The following is a 19624-nucleotide window of genomic DNA, read 5'->3' as shown; positions in this document are numbered from 1 at the left end:
TCCCGAACTCAGAGGTGAAACGCTGCAGCGGCCACGATAGTTGAGGGGTAGCCCTCCGCAAAAATAGCTCGATGCCAGGTTTATTTTTTAAACACCATAAATAAGAGCCTCTTCTACTATTGAAGGGGCTTTTGTTTTTTTTCTCTTGGCTTATTTCTTGAGGCAGAGTACCTGATAATACAATCTAGCGACCGCTAGATGCTACAACTATATGAAAGAACCTAAAATGCAGTTGTTACAGCTAAAAAAAATACAGTTGTGGATGCCATATTAGAACAAACCCACAAATTAAAACAAGCCTTAGTTGATTTTGTCTTGGGTGCAGAGGGAGAACTAGCACAAGCATTAGAAACTTATGCAGCCGCACATTTGCGCCGAGGTACTGGAGATACTATTCAGCAAGAATTCATCATTGATAGCTTTCTTGTAGAAGGAAAAATTGCCGATAAGTCACCATTAGATTTGTTTATTGAAAACCGTCAGGATTTATCAGACGGCTATATCTACGAGGGCTTAAGTCTGCGCAGTTTAATCCAGAACTGGCATCATAGTTTTATTGGCTTATTTGCCGTCACTAATGTTTTACCAGATGGGTTTGAGTTCAGGAATTGGCTTACAGATAAGCAGTACATTGTCAAGCCAAGCGATACTCAAACCATACAAGGATTATCTCGGTTGAAAGCGGGGGAAATATTACTAACTCGTATTTTTCCCGTTAACAATACTTGCTGGACATTTTCCAGCCCCTATATACTTATGGGGAAATTAGGTAACCCAAAACTCGCTGTAGCAATTGGTAATTTCAAAGAAAACTATAAAAATCATCTTTATAGCGATGCTCCTGACTTACTAGAAGAAGCTTGGCAGTCAGTAGTACAATATCATCAGCAGTTTGTAGACTTTTTTGGCGGTGATGAAATTACATTGCCGGGATATCAACTGAATAAAAAAATTGCCGAATTTCAAGAATTAATTAGTCAGAAACATTTGGCTGTAGCAGGAATTGATGCTTCCAAATCTCTAGCGGAAATGGTAGCAGAAGCAGGTATTAGCGAAGAGGAAATACAAACCGCTGCAAAAGAAGTTGGTGCAGACTCTAATGTAGTTCGTCAGATATTTAAAGGTAAGAATCCCTACGGCAATAGTAAAATAGTTATGCCCAGGGTTAATTTACCTGCCGAACTGAGGAAAGCAAAACAGGTTACTGTTCTTTCCCATCCGCGCTGGGGACAAATGTTTTTACCAACATATACGAGAATGCAAGCAATTCTCTCACATGAAGATCGGCAAGATATTGAAGGTAATCACACACTAATTCGCTACTATTTGGAAGATAAAAGTATTAATGCTTTTATCTGGTATCGTTTAGCCCAAAAGTATCCAAATAAACTGGAGGAGGTATTGCAAGGTTTTCTCCAACGTCCAGATTTTAACCTGCTAAACGAATTGGATTCACTTTTACAGGAATTCGATAAACCTATAGAGCCAGATTTGCCAGAAGTCGCCAGTGTGCCTATACATTTGCACAATTTATTTCAAGAAGCCCTAACAGAAGTTAACAAATCTCAACTCAAAGTTAAGAGACCAAAGAAGTCAACAAAGGGTTTTCAGTCAGGGTAGCAATAATGCGTAGTTCATCACTCTAAGCAAACTACTATTCGTAATGCTACCCAATACCCCACTTAATATGCAAGGACTGGATATTTAGTCGTATTCAATTTCCAACTGAGCTACAGTGACGGCGTTAAAAGCGAACGCCAACACTAAGGGCATAGGACACTTAAATATAAATGTGGAAAATATGGCTACAATTGTACCAATTACTGCCGATGCTGACCATACTTTCTCCTCAACAGTGAAGCCCCTTTCAGCTTTAATCAAGTTGAGTACATGATTGGGAATGGGTTCTGGCATTACCCCGCCAGGAGGAAAAGCCCAATAGCTGTTGCGCCGCTCGACAAATAATTCTGTCCAGCCATTTTCTTCGCACCATGCTTCAATCCAATCAACAGAGTAATGAGTCATAATCTTGTTGGTAATTAAGACTTGTAGAATTTGTGTAGTTGGTAAATAAATATAAGTTGCTGACAGATTTGCTGAATAGTTAACCAATGATTATGAACTCCAAGGAAATACCCCAGATATAGAACCCTAGATGTAAAGCGATCTAGCTATTTAGGACAAACAAGAATTGCTTAACTACTCACATTAAAAGATTAACAGTCTCTCCTACCTGTGGCACTCAAAATACAATAAACTTTACTTATATAAGCTAATATCAAGAATTGTAAATAACTCAGCTAACTCACAGGTCGGTACTGGGGCGATCGCTGATTAAGTTATCCAACTATTTAGGTTATCCTATGAATATGGTGTTGGATGGCTAATAATTCTCACAGACTCGATTATATGTAGTGCAAAATATAGCCTAAAAATATGGTAAGAAAATTAAAATGGGTGATAATTTTGCGAGTTGTTCTGCTATCCATTGGTATTAAATTACTGAACAATAGGCTGGGGGAGTGCGATCGCCTATATGCTTATGGCAGGTAATAACAGTATTTTTGATCCCTGAGCAGATTATTACAAAAAATTCTATCCGGCAAGCTCAAAGATGATTAAAGACTTTTCAATATTAGTTAGAGACTCAAAACAGTTACCCAATATATTTTGGAAGCAAGGATTAGCATTGATTCTAGGCATTATACTATTTTGCCAAGCTTCCCCACCAGCCAGGGCAGATTGGACTCATCCCATGTCATTTAGTAATGCAGAATTAGCCAGACGTGATTTTTCAGGACAAACTTTACAAGCGGCTGAGTTCTCTAACGCCAATATGGAATTAGCTAACTTTGAAGGTGCTGACTTACGAGGAGCCGTGATGAGTGCTTCGGTGATGACTCAAGCCAATCTTCACGGAGCCGATTTAACTAATGCTATGGTGGATCAGGTAAACTTAACAGGGGCGGATTTAAGCGATGCCATTTTTACAGAAGCTCTTTTGTTACGCTCCACCTTTACTGATGTGAATATCAATAGTGCGGATTTCACAGATGCAATTTTGGATAGAGCGCAAATTAAAGAACTGTGTCACAAAGCCAGTGGTGTAAACTCTAAAACTGGCATAGAAACTAGTTATTCTCTGGGATGTCGATGAAGCGTGTTGGTATAATTGGTGGTGGACAACTGGCCTGGATGATGGGGGGTGCGTCCAAAAAATTAGGATTAGAATTGGTAGTGCAAACTCCGAGTCTTAATGATCCTGCGGTTTCCACGGCTGAGGATGTTGTTTTGGCATCAGTTGATGATGCTATTTCCACAGAGCTTTTAGCACAAAAGACTGATGTCATCACATTTGAAAATGAATTTGTTGATTTGGATTCCTTATCTTTAATCCAAAACCAAGGTGTTTGTTTTCGCCCGAGGTTAGAAGCCTTAAGGCCTCTTTTAGATAAATATGATCAACGCTGCTACTTACAAGATTTGGGATTACCTGTCCCCCGATTTTTCGCTCTCGAACAACTAGACAATCTCTCGTCTCAAACAGCACACCTGGGTTTTCCTCTTGTTTTAAAATCCCGACGGCATGGTTATGATGGTCAAGGGACTTTCATTATTAATGATTTAGCATCTTTGGAGCAAAAGCTAAATTCTATTATCACAACTAAAGATTTAAGTCAACCTCTATTTTTAATAGAAGAATTTGTCCCCTTTGAACGAGAATTAGCAATAATTGCGGCTCGTTCCACAGAAGGTGAGGTTGTGACTTACCCAGTGGTAGAAACCCAACAAGAGCAACAGGTATGTCGGCGAGTGATTGCACCAGCTGATATTACACCCAACCAAGCAGCAGAAATAGAAGCGATCGCCCATACTCTCTTAAATAACTTGGAAGTAGTGGGAGTTTTTGGGATTGAACTATTTCTCACCCCCACAGGTAACGTCTTGGTCAATGAAATTGCCCCTCGTACCCATAATTCTGGGCATTTCTCTTTAGACGCTTGTGAAACATCTCAGTTTGAACAGCACTTGAGAGCAGTTTGTGGTTTACCTTTGGGCAATCCTGATTTACATTGTGCTAGTGCCGTCATGGTCAACCTGCTGGGGTATGAAATTTCCAGCAGCGACTACCAAACCCAGCGCCAAAAGTTAGCCGAGATTCCCCAAGCTTTCGTTCACTGGTACGGGAAAACAGAATCACGTCCTGGGCGCAAACTCGGACACGTCACAGTGTTATTAGATGATAAAAACAGAGATAGCATGATTAATATAGCCCAAAATATAGAATCTATCTGGTATTTAGTTTAAATCTCACAAATATAGACAAATCTCACACTGGAGCAGTCTGTAGTTCCCCCTGCAGGGGTAAAAACTGACAAAGCTGGTGAAAGATATATTTGTCCATCCCACTACTCAGGCTCCCAGTCAAATTCACGAGAAAATTTTCATACTCAACACACAATCTGTTTGAGAAGGCTATAATAATTTAGTTGCACTACGACGTTGGTGACTGCCATCAAGTTTTTTGATCTATGTCTTTAAAGAAAAGGGAAGCTAACAAGTCTCGTGGCAGTAAACCGGGCATGTACCTGGAAACTTAAAACGAAGAACGTCGGCACCCACCTGGTTAAACCAGGTCATAAACTTAGGTAAAACGGCGTCGCGGTGAACTTAAAATTATTAGCTCCTCAAGTTAGCAAAAACTTAGGGGCTTTAATTTTATAAATCTGTATAATTTGATTCTGATTTAGCTATCATTCAGAGTTAGAATAGTAAAAATTATCTTAAATTGTGATTAAACCTACAAAAACTTGTTACAAGAACTAAAGCATAACGTTTTTCCAGCCTCGGTTATCCGACTAGATAATGGTCTAACACTGATCCATCAGGAACTTACTACTACCCCTGTAGTTGTGGCTGACGTTTGGGTGCGAGCCGGAGCAATAGTGGAGCCAAAACCGTGGTACGGTATGGCTCATTTTTTAGAACACATGATTTTTAAAGGGACTGCGAGACTAGCCCCAGGAATTTTTGATCACCACATTGAAACCAGGGGTGGTGTGAGTAATGCCGCCACAAGTTATGATTATGCTCACTACACCCTAACCACAGCCGCTTCTTACGTAGAAGATACTCTGCCGCACTTGGGAGAACTGCTCATTAATGCCGCGATCCCAGATGATGAATTTATCCGAGAACGGGATGTGGTGCTCGAAGAAATTCGCTCCTGCAATGATGATCCCGATGCGATAGGATTCCAAGCCCTCAATCAAAGCATCTACCAAAACCATCCTTACGGGCGTTCAGTCCTAGGTAGTGAGTTAGAACTAATGCAACACTCACCAGCAGCCATGCGTTGTTTTCATCGCGCACACTACCAACCGCAAAACATGACAGTAGTAGTTGTGGGGGGAATTTCTCAACAGCCAGCCTGGGAACTCGTAAATAAATCATTTGCTGAATTTGCGCCACCATTGGACTGTCCACAAGCTGAAGAAATAGTAGAACCAGTAATCACCGGAATTCAGCGGCAAGAAATCTGTTCACCACGTCTAGAACAAGCCCGCCTAATTATGGCGTGGGTTGTGCCGGGAGTCAAGGAACTGCACACAGTCTATGGTTTAGATTTATTGGCAGTGTTACTCTCAGAAGGCCGCACTTCGCGACTGGTGCATCATTTACGAGAAGAATTGCAATTAGTCCAGGAAATTTATTGTAATTTCTCCTTACAAAGAGAATCGAGTTTATTTACCATTACTGCTTTTTTGAAAGTGGAAAACCTATATCAGGTGGAAAATCTGATTCTGCGTCATTTAAATGATTTGCAAACCATGGGAATTAGCGAGCGGGAACTCGCCCGCATACGTAGGCTGGTTTGTAATGAATACGCTTTTTCTACGGAAACACCAAATCAGTTGACAGGTCTTTATGGATACTACAACACTATTGCCCAAGCTGAATTGGCAGTAGCATATCCTCAGCATATTCAATCATTTAATACTCAAGAACTGCAAAAATTAGCTAAACAGTTACTTTCACCTGATAATTATGCAGTTACTATACTTAAACCGGTTGCTAATTAGCATCCCCACTCGCAAACAACTAACCACCTACCAATAATTAATACCTAATAATTGTGAAACCTTGCCTATCTGCCTCTCCTGTTCACCGCACTGTATTGAATAACGGTATTGTAGTCATAGTGACAGAAAATCCTGCTGCGGATATTGTAGCTGCGCGGATGTTTGTCCGTGCTGGTAGTTGTTGCGAAAAGCGAGAGCAAGCGGGATTAGCCTATTTGGTCTCAGCAGTGATGACAAAGGGATGTGACGGACTTTCAAGCTGGGAAGTTGCTGAAAAAGTAGAGTCTGTGGGAGCAAGCTTGAGTGCTGATGCGGCTACAGATTATTTTTTGTTGTCTTTGAAGACAGTAACATCAGATTTCTCTGATATCTTAGCATTGGCTGGGCGAATGTTGCGATCGCCTACATTTCCCGAATCCCAAGTAGAACTAGAAAAGCGTTTAGCACTGCAAAATATTCGCTCTCAAAAAGAACAGCCATTTACCATTGCCTTTAGCCAAATGCGCCAGGTGGTCTATCAAAACCATCCCTATGCTATGTCAGTCTTAGGAGATGAAACCACAATGAGCAGCTTATCACGTGCTGACTTAGTAGACTATCACCAAACATATTTCCGTCCCGATAATCTAGTTATTAGTATTGCAGGGCGAGTCACCTTAGCAGATGCTCTAACACTAGTACAACAAGTATTTGGCGATTGGGAAGTTCCTGGACAGGACATCCCATTACTCAACTTACCAGAAATTAACCGAGAACCCCAGCATCGAATACAGCCTTTAGAAACACAGCAATCCATAGTTATGTTGGGTTACTTGGGATCATCAGTAAGTTGTCCAGACTACCCCCCATTAAAATTGCTGTCTACTTACCTAGGTAATGGGCTTTCTAGTCGCTTGTTTGTGGAATTACGGGAAAAACGGGGTTTAGCCTACGAAGTCTCGGCATTTTATCCCACAAGGTTGTATCGGGGGTCATTTGTAGTCTATATGGGTACAGCCGCAGAAAATACCAGCATTGCTCTGGAAGGACTACGTACAGAAGTAGATTTACTCTGTAAAACAGAAATATCAGAAAGTGACCTGCAAGCAGCTAAAAACAAAATTTTGGGGCAGTACGCTTTGGGTAAACAAACTAACGGACAAATTGCCCAAATCTATGGCTGGTATGAAACACTGGGTTTAGGTCTGGATTTTGATCAACATTTTCAAGAATTAATTCTATCTGTGAGTGTTCAGGATGCGATCGCTTCTGCATGTAAATATTTACAGCAACCTTATATATCTGTAGTTGGTCAAGAGACAGCAATTAAGACTGTATTTCCCAGTGCCGAGTGTTAACTGGTACAATTCCTTTTGTGTCACCTGTTTTTTGAACAGAAGGAAGTATAATATTACCGTCATAACTTTCTGGGAATATAGTCCATGCAAGTGAGGCTGACAACAAGTATCTGGAACTACTTTGAGTCACTAAAAGCATTTCGTGGCTTGAACAAAAATAAGTTTTATTATTTACTGCTGTGTTCATCTACCTTGTTACTGTTTACCTCGGATACAGTCAGCGCAGTTGTGGTTAGCACAAAAATTGCTCAAGCAACAAATAGAGTTGTAATTAGCCGTCCTACCCTCAAACTTGGTAGTCAAGGAGAACAAGTTACAGAACTACAGGCGGCTCTAAAACTTTTAGGCTTCTACTCAGGTGCAGTGGATGGTATTTACACAGAGCGGACAGCCACCGCCGTTTCTCAATTCAAACGAGCAGTTGAATTGATTCCAGATGGCATTGTTGACCCTATTACTTGGCAAAGACTATTCCCCCTGGAGCCAATAGTTATACCAACAGTCCCGGGAAATCAGCCGTCATCCAACTTGAGGCCAAATTTTCCCATTACCAACCAGATTCTACCCACCAGCACAGTTATTAATTCTACTCAGCCCATACCAGCCTCACCACCCCCAGGCGCAATACCTGGCGTTCAATATACCTCCCAAGGATTGCCAATTTTACGTCCAGGAATGCGTAATTCAGCAGTTAGACAGTTGCAAAAACAACTCAAACAGCTAGGTTTTTTCGCTGGCGATGTGGATGGAGATTTTGGCATAATGACGGCAGCAGCAGTAAAATCTGCACAACAACACTATGGTCTGGAGGCTGATGGTGTGGTAGGTGGTGCTACCTGGGAAGCACTATTACGAAGATAGTTAAATTCTAGGAAAAAGCAATGAGACATTTTTTGCTAACTTGGCTGGTTACTGCGGTGGCTTTGCTGATCACCGCTAATATTGTCCCGGGGTTATTCGTCAGGGATTTTGTCGCATCCCTGGTGGCTGTAGCGGTAATCGGATTAGTCAATGCTTTTATTCGACCAGTTTTAAACATTTTGGCGTTTCCTATTACCTTACTCACCTTTGGTTTGTTTACCTTTGTGATTAATGCCTTAACTCTTTGGCTAGCAAGTAACCTCACCCCCGGTTATGGTTTTGAAATTCAAGGTTTCTGGCCTGCTTTAGTCGGTTCGATTGTCTTAACTATTGTTTCTAGCTTAATTAGCTATTTTCTCAGGGTAATTTTGTAGTGTCTGCTATTTTAAAACGGGTTTCCATTCGTCGATACGGCCAAGCTGGCCATAAGAAACCCAATAAAGAAGCTTTATGGAGTCCTAGTTATTTTGCTATTTCTCTGGGAGGTTTGCTGCTAAAAGTTTGAAAAGAGATATTAAGAATCAAGAAAAGCCCACCTAGAAGGACATTGTTCTGTATCCCATTATTTCCGGTCAACGATCATTAGTCGCCACAGCTAGCGTTACCGACCCTGGTTCGGACTCTAACCGAAAAACTTGTTTAGGAACTAATAATCTAATTTCTAACTCTTCTTTTCTAGTGAAAGGTGGGGTAATACAAGAGGCTGCAAGAATAGCTGCAGCCTCAGCTACGCTCGAAGTTCCCACTGTTTTGGCGGCGATTTTGCTAGGGTGAGGGACAGATACAGTAGACAAAATATTGGACGGAAAGAGTTTTAAGGGAAAATTGCAAATATGACACAGTTCTATTAAACCAACTTCTGAGGCTTTAGTATCGATGGTAGCAAGACCAGCAATGGTATTTTCCCGGAGTTGATTTTTTGCAAATACTTGTTGTATTGCTGTTGCTATCAAACGCGACGAAATACCCTTCTGACAACCAATTCCTACCCATAAATTGGGCAAATGTTGCTGTTGAATAATTGTGCCAATTATTGGGTCTATCTTCAGAGTGGAGGATGTCTGTAAAATATCCACGGGGATCAACTATAAAATTGGCAGACTGGATTATACCACGAAACGGATCTTTATAATACTGTTATTCATGATTAAATCTTATATATTTAGCCTATCTAGCACAGTAGGAAACGCGAAAGTAGAAACATTTTGCCTGTTATACTTTAGTGTTCCAAGTATTTCTGACTTTGTTAATTATTAACAAAGTCAGTTTTGTTAATTATTAATACTTCCTAGGAGAATAGATGCAGTTGCTACATTACCAAAGGAATAATAAGTCTATACTGCATCTGTTACCGGTGATTTAAACAAAACTCTATTTTTGTGCGCCGGATTTTTCGAGACTCTGGGCTATATTCTGATACCCATTAAATTCCGCAATCATCAAAGCCGTATAACCGCCCCGATTTTTCAGATTTATATCTGCCCCTGCTTGCAGTAGTATCTGTACAGCCTCTCCATATTCCCGAGAAACAGCCCACATCAATGCTGTGGCTCCTGCTAAGTCCTGAAAATTTACATTTGCACCTTTAGCCAGCAACAACTGCATTATTTCTGTGTAGTTATGTTCTGCTGCCTTAATTAAAGCTGTTTTGCTATCATTTCCTAGACTATTAGCATCAGCACCGTGGTCTAGTAACAGTTTTACTGTTTCCACATCTCCTTGGGATATTGCTAATATCAAGGGTATACCTAGACTTGCACTATTGATTTTTTGACTAGAACACAATAATATGTCAATAATTTGGCTATGTCCTTGGAATGCGGCTACAAGTATTGGTGTATCACCCAGATGATTTCTGATTTGGGGGTCTGCACCTCGGTTTAGTAACAGTTGCACCACATCAATGTAACCTTCTACAACGGCTAGGTGTAGGGGAGTTTCACCGTCTTGATCTTGAAGATTAATTTCGGCACCTTGATCTAGTAAAGCAGAGGCGATCGCAGTGTGTCCTGCTGCTACTGCTGCTGATAACGCAGTACCACCATGTTCATTTTCCTGATTCACATCAGATCCAGCCGCTAGCAATGCATGCACAACTTCCAAATCTCCTAGGTCAGCGGACATCATCAAAAGTGTCTCACCTTCTGGGTCTTGGATATTGACATCTGCACCATTTTGTGTTAATAGTCTTGTTGCGGCTGTGTTAGAGGATCTAACAGCTAATTTTAAAGCAGTATCATGATCTTGGTCTGTGATATTTACCTCGGCGCCAGCAGCTAATAAGACCTGCATGATATTAACATCACCCTTAACTGTAGCTGCCATTAAAGCTGTACTACCATCTTCATTAATCGCATTGACATCGGCACCTCTAGAGAGCAAAAGCTGCACAATGTCCAGTTGATGACTACTAGCAGCGAACATCAAGGCCGTCAAACCATAGCGTTTTCTGCGTAGGTTAATATTTGCTCCAGCATCTAATAGCGATCGCACAATTTCGGTGTAACCTGAATTGGCAGCAAACATTAATGGTGTAGTACCATGGTCATCGCTAACGTCAACCTGAGCACCGGTAGCTAACAGCTGACACAGATGCCTAATATCGCCACTTTTAGCCGACTTTAGCAGCAATACATCCTTATTTTCCATAATCAATATCACGCACCCCGGCAGTTTTTGTGAATCTAGTCCCCCAATTTAGTCTGAAATTGTTTAACCACTTTGGCAAGAGGCAAACTGAAAAAGAAGGCAATATATTTCACTCCTGGCAACTTGAAGTACAGAAATTAGAGTTATGCTAACTTTTATGAAGATTTAAGCATTGGGGGAGAACACCATGAATTTGGAACTGTCACCGGAAGTGAAATATTGGCTAAACTTTTTCCACCCGCTAACCATGTGGGGGTTATTAGCACTATCCCTGTATGCTGCTTATCTGGGGCTGCAAGTACAGCGTACCAGAAGCGCTCAAGGAGATGTAAAGAAAGAACTGATTAAAGGTAAATACAACATAAAACACTACCAAGTAGGGTCTGTACTTTTAGCTTTAATGGTAACAGGTGCTATTGGTGGTATGGCCGTTACCTACATCAATAATGGTAAGTTATTCGTAGGTCCGCATTTATTAGCTGGACTGGGAATGACAAGTCTAATTGCGTTATCAGCTGCTTTATCTCCTTTTATGCAAAAAGGAGCCAATTGGGCGCGTATAACTCATATTACCCTCAATTTTGGGCTTTTAGGGCTTTTTACATGGCAGGCTATTACTGGCGTGCAAATTGTCCAGAGAATTCTTAGTAATGCTTAGTCTTTAGCCATTAGCCAATAGTATAACTATTGGCTAATGAGTTTGAACTTATCGGCTGGGATGAGAATTACCAGGAAAGGGAATTCCTAGGGATTGATGAAAGTCTTCCTGGACTCTGCGAGTTAGGCGCAGGGAGACTTGACGGACAATTTGGTTAAGTAGGCGATCGCCTGTAGATTTGACTAAAGACCGGGGTAAGCGTTGAATAAATTTGGGAAAGTGAAGATTAACCATTAAATCTAATTCCCATTCCACTCGTGTGATCTGAGTCAAACCATTAGGTGAGTCATTATAAGCATTTTCTACTAACTGTAGCGATGCCTGATAGTCTACATCATAGCCAGGCGGATGGTAGTCAGGAACAGGAATTGTGCGAATCCTGTATATTCCCTGGTCTGGAGGTAACAGTTCTAAACCAACTTTTGGCTCTACGTGATAACCAAAAGAGCCAAAGCGACCAATAATTAAAGCATAAGCATTTTCACTCAACGGTTCTACTTTCATTGGTTCAGCACAACGGGAAAACCATGCACCATGAGTTTCCAGGTACTCGGCAACTTTATGGGCTGGGCTATTCATTACCATTGAGTCGCTATAATGACCTAAAAACTTAGTAAACGCCCCTGGGGTGGTTTGTGTAAGTGTATCCTCAGATTCTGTTAAACTTGAAGCTACTGGCAGAACTGTTTCTTTTATATCCCAAGATTGATATTCGCCGTTTGTCGAAAGCATCAATATGTTCCCCTATAAATTAGCCTTTGTCTACCAATTCAGAGTTACCAAGTTACTGGTATGGTTTAGTATTACCATTGTGGCTGAAAACTCCAGAATCTGTCATAAACTTCATGAAATCACTAATGTTAAAGAACTGAATTTAACATAGTTAGTTTCCCAGGATTGTATTTTTGTGAACATTGCTGATTTAATTACTTGGTTTGAAGCATGGGCAAATCCGACTTGGTGTGAAAGTTGGGATAATTGCGGTTGGCAAATTGAACCGGGGGTGTTAGATCAAAAAGCCCGTGTGTTGGTTTGTTTAACACCGACTTTGGCTGTAATGCAAGAAGCGATCGCTTTGAATGCTAATCTGATTTTTGCCCATCATCCTCTGATTTTTAGTCCTCCCAAATCTTTATGTAGTGGTGAGGCCATAGCGGAAATAGCAAGATTAGCTTTTAGGTACAATATTGGCATTTACACCGCGCATACAAATTTTGATCAAGTACAAGATGGAACTGCCGATGTTTTAGCTCAAATTCTAGAGTTGCACGAAGCCACTCCTATAGTAGCGACACAACCAGGATTAGGCTACGGGCGTGTTGGGTTACTCCAGCCATGTCTGACTTTACAGGCGTTACTCGCTACTATTCAAACTCGACTCGCTCCTCCTCATTTGATTTTCTCGCCAACTGCTGACTTACAACAAACTATTTACCGGGTCGCAGTATTAGGAGGTTCCGGGGCTAGTTTTATTTCGGCTGTAGTGAAAACTCATGCTCAAGTTTATCTGACTGCTGATTGTAAGTTCCATCAGTTCCAGGAAAGTCGCGATCGCAATCTTATTCTAATTGATGCGGGACATTATGCTACTGAACGCCCGGCGTGCGATCGCTTAGTGCAACGATTTCTCTCCTTAAATCTAGACTGGGTGCAATTAAGCCTCCAGGATGAGGACTTTCGTCAGTTTTTATAGTATTTCGGTCCATCATTGTTTGAGGAAATATCGGGTATGATGCACACCCACCTGGAAGTTTTCACAGCCTCAAATTAAAACTGTTTGCCAATTGTTGTAGAAAAGCATTAAGGTGGACAAGATAATGAGTTAAGATCAAATACATAGGGATAAATATAAAGCAAAGTTCCTGGATTTCCCACCAATGCCAACTACTACAAGTAAGCAAATCAAACAACCGCGTTCACCGCTTAATTTGGAGTATTCTTTCTTACATAACTCAAGAGATACTCACCGGAAAATATTAGCTTGGTTAGGAGAATTTAGGTATTGGAGAAAATTGCTATGGAGATCTCAATAGTTACTGGCGAATTGTCAGAAAATTCTCCCTTAATGCTGATGCGGCCAAAGGGATAAGGAGTGCAGCCGTTGCACCATTAAAGGTTATACCTTTATCAAGATAAGAACTATTACGCATTTTTACATCGGTAGATTGTAGTAGGTTCTGTCAGACGGTAAAACCCAAATTTCACAGGTTTAACTACGTTGTTTAAAAAGGTAGAAGCAGTACATGCTACACCGCAAGATCTATCAACTGTGTTGCGACGGGCGCGAGGTATGTGTATTCTTGCGGGACCAGCAACGCTGGATTGAACGCGCCCGCATCCTCGATATAGAGGGGGACTTAGTGACTCTACGGTATGAAACAGACGAGGAAGACGAGGTTTGCGCCTGGGAGGAGATGGTTCGTTTAGAAAGCATTGGCTCTGTAAGCCAAAAGTTAGCCTCAGTACCACGGGGTAATATAGAGTTTCTGATGACAGAAGATTGTCCCGAATCAGAGCGTATCCATAAACATTCTCCCGAATCTAATCCTGAGTAGAGACGCAATGATTCTTCAATGTTACCAAACGTGATGCGTAAACCCCCCGTTTTCCCAACGGGGGATACAAGCTAAAGTTTGTATTCTGTTGGCTCTAGTCCTATAGTATAGAGCGTATAAAGGTTTTACATTGATAAAGACAAGAACTATTAGGCATTTCTACACTGGTAGATTTTAGGAGATATTAGCCAACGGTTCAAAAGCAGGACAATATCCCTCAAGACTCACTTTGAAGTTATGTAACACAGATGCGGGATTCCAACACCTTTGTCCTCTTTGGTGTCGGCAAGTGCCACAACAATCTATATCACACCAAGCCTGGCGATCGCTATTTTGGTGCAGTACTTCTCTAGCAGACAATCCTCGCAATACCAGTTCTTCACCCTGCCAACGAGCTTCTATTAAACCAGTATCGGCAAACTGTTGCCAACGGGGATCATGTGTAATCGCATCGGGTAAGGTCACACTAATGACTGTTCCTAATTCTGTAAGTTCCCCTTCATAATTGGTTTCTGGGGGTGCTGGTTGTAAAAATGTGTCGCCAATTGGCAGTTCTACAAAAGTACCAGCAGATGGAGAATGGACATGATAACGGTTTTGTAGTTCTTCCAAGCCAGTCAAATCTGCTAAGTATGTCGGCGAACCATGCACAAAAACAACGTGCTGGGGACGCAAATTATGAATTAGTTGAGTAGTCCCAGACCCGTCACTATGCTGGGACAGAAGATAAGTTTCGTCCTTGGTGGGTGCTGAATATTTTGTATTAAGTTTTATATCAATCTTTTCCGGTAACAGAATCATCCAAGGGCCTGTTTCCCTTTGGCAGTATTGGTTTAAATTAGCTGTAGAGTCAGTCAGGACAATACAGGGAGACTTACCCACAGTAGCCCGATGTTCTGGCTGCAAACGCCGGACTCGGGGACGCACTCGATCATCCCAGAACAAGGGTTGATGGCGAGCAAAGTTCTGCACTGATGGAGGTAAGTGGGGCAGTATTTCCAGGTAAGCATCGCAACCAGTAGCCACCGCACCATCCACCCAAATATCTATATTTCGTCCGGTGAAGTGATGATGAGAACGTAACAGCATCAACAATTCTTGACCCAAACCTAAAGCCGGTGTGGGAAGAAGCACAGAATGACCATCGGCGATCGCCCGATTAATCCGCTCCGCCAATTGATTTTCCTGGTTGCGACGGTGGGGATGACGGGATGTGCCATAAGTGCCTTCAATAATCAATACATTTAAGTCTAATCCCCGTAACTCTTCTAAACGTAAACCTTCCACCAGGCGTGAGTTTGATAAGAAATAATCCCCCGTATACAGTAATTTATAAGAGCGCTCCTTTGTTGTGTATGTGAGCAGAATTACTACTGCTCCCGGTAAGTGTCCGGCAGGAAATAATTCCACTACCAGACCTTCTTGGATTTCCACAGGCGATCGCAACGGTAAGGCATGACAGAACTGAGGAATTGCCTTGGTATCTTGGTCTAGCCAATTTAACGGTAGTAACTTGGTTGTTACCTCACTGGCATAGATAGGTAACAGAGGGAAAGCTTGATGTAAGTCTAGCAATCCTCGGGCGTGGTCTGGGTGGGCATGACTGACCAACACTAAATCCGCAGGGATTGCCGACTTAGCTGAAGAGGTGAGTAACGATGAAGTGTCTTCTAATCCACAATCTAGTAGAATCCGGTGTGGACCCATTCGTACTAATAAACAAACACCCTCATCATGATGCTGGACACTATAGGGCAAACAGTCTAAATCGTTAGCCTTCTCCTGAGCATCAACGCGAGAGGATGCCCACAGATTATCCCTCATGGTCTCCTCCCCTCTGACCTCATATTTGGGTTTGCAACTCCCCGGATGCCTAGCCTGCATGGTTTATCCATAGCCGAAGGGTAGCCCAACTCACCCGTTCATTTTGCCTTTAGATATTATTCTTAATGTGCAGAGCCATTACCATGATAGTTTTCTGAATCATAAAAGCCATTCTTAGTGCCAAAGAACAGGCACGCAAAAGTGAATATAACTGTCAATCCCACTAAAATCAGCTTCACATCCATTTGTTTGCTGTTCCTCACTAAAGACTTTTTTATGGTAATAGAATGCTTGGGAAATCCGGCTGAATCACCAGAAAATCTTTACTATGCTTTTAAGGATTGATCCATAAGTAAATTTACTGCAATTACTGAGATTATATAACTTTTTTTGTCACTTGTTCATCCATATCATCAGCCAGATATCCACATGGGATAAATTTTAATAAAGAAAAAATCTTTTTCCAGTTCCCGTATTGCAGAAAATTGCTATATATATTGATACGTTAAATATTAACACATAAATTAAAATCAATGTTGAGATGACTAATCACATTTTAAAACCCACTACAGAAACTGTACATCTTGGTGGTTTTTCTAATTTACTTCCACCAGTCCTCACTGTTGACCGTGGCGATACCATAGACCTAGAAACTTGCACTGGTTATTACGTTTACGAGAAAGCACCACCGCAATTTCTGACACCAGAATTTCTCAATATCTGTGAAAATTTACCCCCAGAAGGCCAAGTAGCGGGGGGATCACATTTACTAATGGCTGAGACACCAACTGATATTACTACCATGGGTTATGCTTCAACTTTAGATGCAGCCTTAGAACTAGCCTTAAAAAACATGATCGATTTTCTAGAACGGTTGGCCAAGTTGTCCCCAGAAGATGCTTATGTTCTATGTAGTTTAGCTGTAAGTTTTCACATTAGTCAAGTTGTTAATAGTCCCCACAAAGGTGTTCACGGTATGTCACCCAAGTCAATCATCTCTAATCATATCAATTTATAGAAATTCATCAATATGTCTAATATAGTTGTTCAAATGTTGACCATTGGTTTAGTTGCTGGTTTAACTGGTGGTATGTTCGGTCTGGGGGGTGGTGCAATTATGGTACCAGCTATGGTGTTATTGGTTGGTCTAGATCAAAAATTTGCCACTGGTACTTCTATTGCTGCTCAAATTTTGCCCATTGGCATTTTAGGGGCAATAGTGTACTATCGCAACGGCAACATGAATCTTAAATATGCTGCAATTGTCGCCATTGGACTCATAGTTGGTAATTTATTTGGAGCATTATTTGCCAATCAGCCGTTTATTAGCGGTGAGATCATCAAGAAGTTATATGGGATTTTTTTACTACTCCTTGCTATGAGATATTTAGTGGGAACTTAGTAGCAATCATGAATAGTCATTGACACTCCCACAGCTAAAGCCGATGGGATTCTTGTTTCATCCAGTCCACTTACCATAGTTGGTTACCCTTCCATGCCAGATGTGGTTTTGTCCGCAAGCTTTTTGCTCCTGCTCAAAACCCAGATACCCTATGTCCTACCGTGCTGTTTCAAGCAATAAAACTTTGGTTTTCTGGGACTTGGCGCTGGGAGATTTTACTTACACAAGCATTATGCATGTAGAACCCAATATCTTGATTTTTCAAGGTGAGATGACTCTCGGCTCTGGGTTTTTTAAGTGGTTGAATACCCTAACCACTATAATTAAAATACCACAAAAGCCAGTATCTTAACTATGCCTAAACCTGAAATTTTTATAACTTTTCGTTTAACGCAAGAGGAAAAGGAATTGCTTAAAGAATATTGCGAGCAAGAAGGTAGAACTCAAACAGACATTTTACGGGAACTGGTTAGAGGTCTAAGACGGCGGCTAAAGTCGCGACCCATTCATCCCGCCCCTTAAGGAGGCAACAGACTGAAAATTTCTGGGATTTTCAGGCTGTTGCTGATGGGCTTTGGTGCTTTTATTGCCGTAACGAGTAGGGTTTGAAACTGACTCCGCAATGAGCAGTACCCCCCTGCGCTAAGGCAGCTATTTATTGCGCTGCTTGAGTGGGGAAAGCACCAGTTCGCACGGCTAAGTTAATATTTTGCCCATTGCGCCGCAATCCTAAGCGCACATCTCCCCCAACTTGAGCATTTTCCACTGCTTTCTGGATACTGCTGGCTTCTGTGACTGATTTACCGTTGAGTTGTTGGATGACATCCCCTGCACGTAAGCCGGCTTTAGCAGCGGGTGAGTTAGGCATGACGCGCATAATTAATACACCTTTATCTTCATTTACCATCACAGCGCTATTGGGGTCTGAGTTTAGGCGTTCTTTGATTTGAGGTGTTAAGTCTACCATCTGAATTCCTAGATAAGGATGCTCTACCTTACCTGCGCTAATTAGTTGCTTTGCAATCCTTTGGGCTGTGTTAATCGGAATGGCAAAACCTAGTCCTTGAGCTCTTTGGATAATGGCTGTGTTCATCCCAATTACCTGACCACGGGCATTTAACAACGGTCCACCGGAGTTACCAGGATTAATGGCTGCATCGGTTTGAATAAATTCCACTCGCTTATCAGGTGCGCCAATTTGATTACTGCTGCGACCGGTGGCGCTAATGATGCCTGTGGTGACGGTATTATCTAATCCTAATGGATTACCAATGGCGATCGCCCATTCCCCTGGTTGCAGTTGCTCTGAGTTTCCCAGTTCTACAGTCGGCAGATTCTTAGACTCAATTTTGACAACAGCGACATCTGTTAATTCGTCCCTTCCCAAAACTTTACCTTCAAAGCTCCGCCCATCCTTAAGTATAACTCTCACGGTATCCGCACCAGCTACTACATGAGCATTGGTGAGAATACTACCATCTTTACTGATGAGAAAACCGGAACCAGTACCTCGCTCTACGCGGTTTTGTTGTTCTGGTAGTTGAGAACCGAAGAATTGGCGGAAAAATGGATCGTTAAATGCGGCAGGTAAGCGGTTGGTGACTGTTCGAGATGCTTCAATTCTCACTACAGCAGGCCCTACCTTCTGCACTACCTGGGTAATGAAGTTGGAACCCCCCGCAGTTGGTGATGGGATGGCAGCATTGACTCGACTTACTGCTAGGTTTGATGTCCTCTCAGATATTTGCTGAGGGTTTGCAGCTACATAACCACCGGCGAATGTCATCCCTGATCCCAGTAGCACCAATGATAAAGAAGTAACTACCTTTTTCCATGGCACTTGATTTTGGTACTTGGTATGAGTTTGTTCGGCTGAAATGATATTTAACGGAGAATCTTCATCATGTACTTGCTTATTCATGGCTGGCTGTCAAAATATTCAGATGTATTACTAATAATGTAGATATTATTTTTGAAGCTTTTGTTGCAAATGTTTTACTTAATTGCGAATATAAGTCACCTATACAAATTTGACTTCTCCCCCGGTTGAAACCTAGGGGATTCTAAACTGATGTTGCTACGCTGGATAAAATCCTAGCCCGCAAGGTTTAGGATATAATTTATTTAAGCAGGTGCGATTCGTTCTTCCTAAATGAGTAGAAATGCTCAGGGACGGAAGGTAAGGCTGGTGAAAACCAGATTCTTATAACTGTGTGTTCATGTAGGTGTGAATCCTACCCCCTAGGTGCAAGGGT

At 41.7% G+C, this 19624-nt stretch carries 20 protein-coding genes and 1 other RNA gene; 15 read left to right on the top strand and 6 right to left on the bottom strand.

Annotation, left to right across the window (positions count from 1 at the left end; all coding sequences use genetic code 11):
* Nucleotides 1-258 precede the first annotated feature (258 nt).
* On the top strand, nt 259-1620 hold the full coding sequence (locus tag PN447_RS12695) for a hypothetical protein (RefSeq protein ID WP_271763405.1): 1362 nt from the start codon (nt 259-261) through the stop codon (nt 1618-1620).
* Nucleotides 1621-1704: 84 nt separating this feature from the next.
* Here PN447_RS12695 and PN447_RS12690 read toward each other — a convergent pair whose 3' ends face one another.
* Entirely contained in the window at nt 1705-2025 is a 321-nt protein-coding gene (locus tag PN447_RS12690) for a hypothetical protein (RefSeq protein WP_271763404.1), read from the bottom strand.
* A 589-nt stretch (nt 2026-2614) separates the two neighbouring features.
* On the opposite strand from PN447_RS12690, the gene PN447_RS12685 reads away from it, so the two are divergent.
* From PN447_RS12685 to PN447_RS12650, 8 genes are all read left to right on the top strand, one after another.
* On the top strand, nt 2615-3157 hold the full coding sequence (locus PN447_RS12685; RefSeq protein ID WP_442867096.1) for a pentapeptide repeat-containing protein: 543 nt from the start codon (nt 2615-2617) through the stop codon (nt 3155-3157).
* Nucleotides 3154-4308 (top strand): 5-(carboxyamino)imidazole ribonucleotide synthase, encoded by a 1155-nt coding sequence (locus tag PN447_RS12680; RefSeq protein ID WP_271763408.1) that lies wholly within the window; start codon nt 3154-3156, stop codon nt 4306-4308. Before PN447_RS12685 ends, PN447_RS12680 begins: the two co-directional genes overlap by 4 nt.
* 181 nt (nt 4309-4489) lie before the next feature.
* Nucleotides 4490-4673: non-coding RNA, 6S RNA (ssrS, locus tag PN447_RS12675), on the top strand.
* 138 nt (nt 4674-4811) lie between these two features.
* Nucleotides 4812-6083, top strand: coding sequence for a M16 family metallopeptidase (locus PN447_RS12670; protein ID WP_271763403.1), 1272 nt, complete (start codon nt 4812-4814; stop codon nt 6081-6083).
* A 53-nt stretch (nt 6084-6136) separates the two neighbouring features.
* Nucleotides 6137-7420, top strand: coding sequence for a M16 family metallopeptidase (locus PN447_RS12665; protein ID WP_271763402.1), 1284 nt, complete (start codon nt 6137-6139; stop codon nt 7418-7420).
* 84 nt (nt 7421-7504) lie between these two features.
* Nucleotides 7505-8281 (top strand): peptidoglycan-binding domain-containing protein, encoded by a 777-nt coding sequence (locus PN447_RS12660; protein ID WP_271763401.1) that lies wholly within the window; start codon nt 7505-7507, stop codon nt 8279-8281.
* Nucleotides 8282-8301: 20 nt separating this feature from the next.
* On the top strand, nt 8302-8655 hold the full coding sequence (locus PN447_RS12655) for a phage holin family protein (RefSeq protein WP_271733145.1): 354 nt from the start codon (nt 8302-8304) through the stop codon (nt 8653-8655).
* Entirely contained in the window at nt 8655-8786 is a 132-nt protein-coding gene (locus PN447_RS12650) for a hypothetical protein (protein WP_271763400.1), read from the top strand. The genes PN447_RS12655 and PN447_RS12650 overlap by 1 nt, the downstream gene beginning before the upstream one ends.
* A 67-nt stretch (nt 8787-8853) precedes the next feature.
* Here the strand turns inward: PN447_RS12650 and PN447_RS12645 are convergent, their stop codons facing one another.
* On the bottom strand, nt 8854-9315 hold the full coding sequence (locus PN447_RS12645) for a cobalamin biosynthesis protein (RefSeq protein ID WP_442867097.1): 462 nt from the start codon (nt 9313-9315) through the stop codon (nt 8854-8856).
* Between the two features lie 337 nt (nt 9316-9652).
* Complete coding sequence (locus PN447_RS12640; RefSeq protein WP_271763399.1) at nt 9653-10930, bottom strand: ankyrin repeat domain-containing protein; 1278 nt, start codon at nt 10928-10930, stop codon at nt 9653-9655.
* 187 nt (nt 10931-11117) lie between these two features.
* Here PN447_RS12640 and PN447_RS12635 point away from each other — a divergent pair, with 187 nt between their 5' ends.
* Entirely contained in the window at nt 11118-11588 is a 471-nt protein-coding gene (locus PN447_RS12635; protein WP_271763398.1) for a DUF4079 domain-containing protein, read from the top strand.
* A 48-nt stretch (nt 11589-11636) separates the two neighbouring features.
* Here PN447_RS12635 and PN447_RS12630 read toward each other — a convergent pair whose 3' ends face one another.
* Entirely contained in the window at nt 11637-12320 is a 684-nt protein-coding gene (locus PN447_RS12630; RefSeq protein ID WP_271763397.1) for a DUF1997 domain-containing protein, read from the bottom strand.
* A 175-nt stretch (nt 12321-12495) separates the two neighbouring features.
* Between PN447_RS12630 and PN447_RS12625 the strand changes: the two genes are divergently transcribed.
* Both PN447_RS12625 and PN447_RS12620 read left to right on the top strand, forming a co-directional pair.
* A complete protein-coding gene (locus tag PN447_RS12625; RefSeq protein ID WP_271763396.1) occupies nt 12496-13281 on the top strand; it encodes a Nif3-like dinuclear metal center hexameric protein in 786 nt (261 codons plus the stop codon).
* 550 nt (nt 13282-13831) lie between these two features.
* Nucleotides 13832-14143 carry a DUF6679 family protein gene (locus PN447_RS12620; protein WP_271733154.1) on the top strand — a complete coding sequence of 104 codons (312 nt, stop codon included), beginning with the start codon at nt 13832-13834 and terminating at the stop codon, nt 14141-14143.
* 174 nt (nt 14144-14317) lie between these two features.
* On the opposite strand, the gene PN447_RS12615 is transcribed toward PN447_RS12620, so the two are convergent.
* On the bottom strand, nt 14318-15967 hold the full coding sequence (locus PN447_RS12615) for an MBL fold metallo-hydrolase (RefSeq protein ID WP_271763395.1): 1650 nt from the start codon (nt 15965-15967) through the stop codon (nt 14318-14320).
* Nucleotides 15968-16508: 541 nt separating this feature from the next.
* Between PN447_RS12615 and PN447_RS12610 the strand changes: the two genes are divergently transcribed.
* From PN447_RS12610 to PN447_RS12600, 3 genes are all read left to right on the top strand, one after another.
* Nucleotides 16509-16985 (top strand): acetamidase/formamidase family protein, encoded by a 477-nt coding sequence (locus tag PN447_RS12610; RefSeq protein ID WP_271763394.1) that lies wholly within the window; start codon nt 16509-16511, stop codon nt 16983-16985.
* A gap of 12 nt (nt 16986-16997) precedes the next feature.
* Entirely contained in the window at nt 16998-17369 is a 372-nt protein-coding gene (locus PN447_RS12605) for a TSUP family transporter (RefSeq protein WP_271763393.1), read from the top strand.
* A gap of 354 nt (nt 17370-17723) precedes the next feature.
* Nucleotides 17724-17891 carry a ribbon-helix-helix protein, CopG family gene (locus PN447_RS12600; protein ID WP_271763392.1) on the top strand — a complete coding sequence of 56 codons (168 nt, stop codon included), beginning with the start codon at nt 17724-17726 and terminating at the stop codon, nt 17889-17891.
* Between the two features lie 133 nt (nt 17892-18024).
* On the opposite strand, the gene PN447_RS12595 is transcribed toward PN447_RS12600, so the two are convergent.
* Nucleotides 18025-19290, bottom strand: coding sequence for an HhoA/HhoB/HtrA family serine endopeptidase (locus tag PN447_RS12595; protein ID WP_271763391.1), 1266 nt, complete (start codon nt 19288-19290; stop codon nt 18025-18027).
* Nucleotides 19291-19624 lie beyond the last annotated feature (334 nt).

The sequence above is a fragment of the Anabaena sp. CS-542/02 genome (genome assembly GCF_028331085.1).
Classification (GTDB): domain Bacteria; phylum Cyanobacteriota; class Cyanobacteriia; order Cyanobacteriales; family Nostocaceae; genus Anabaenopsis; species Anabaenopsis arnoldii.
The sequence above is the reverse complement of the archived record's forward strand: the minus strand, read 5'-3'. Positions and strand labels throughout refer to the sequence as shown.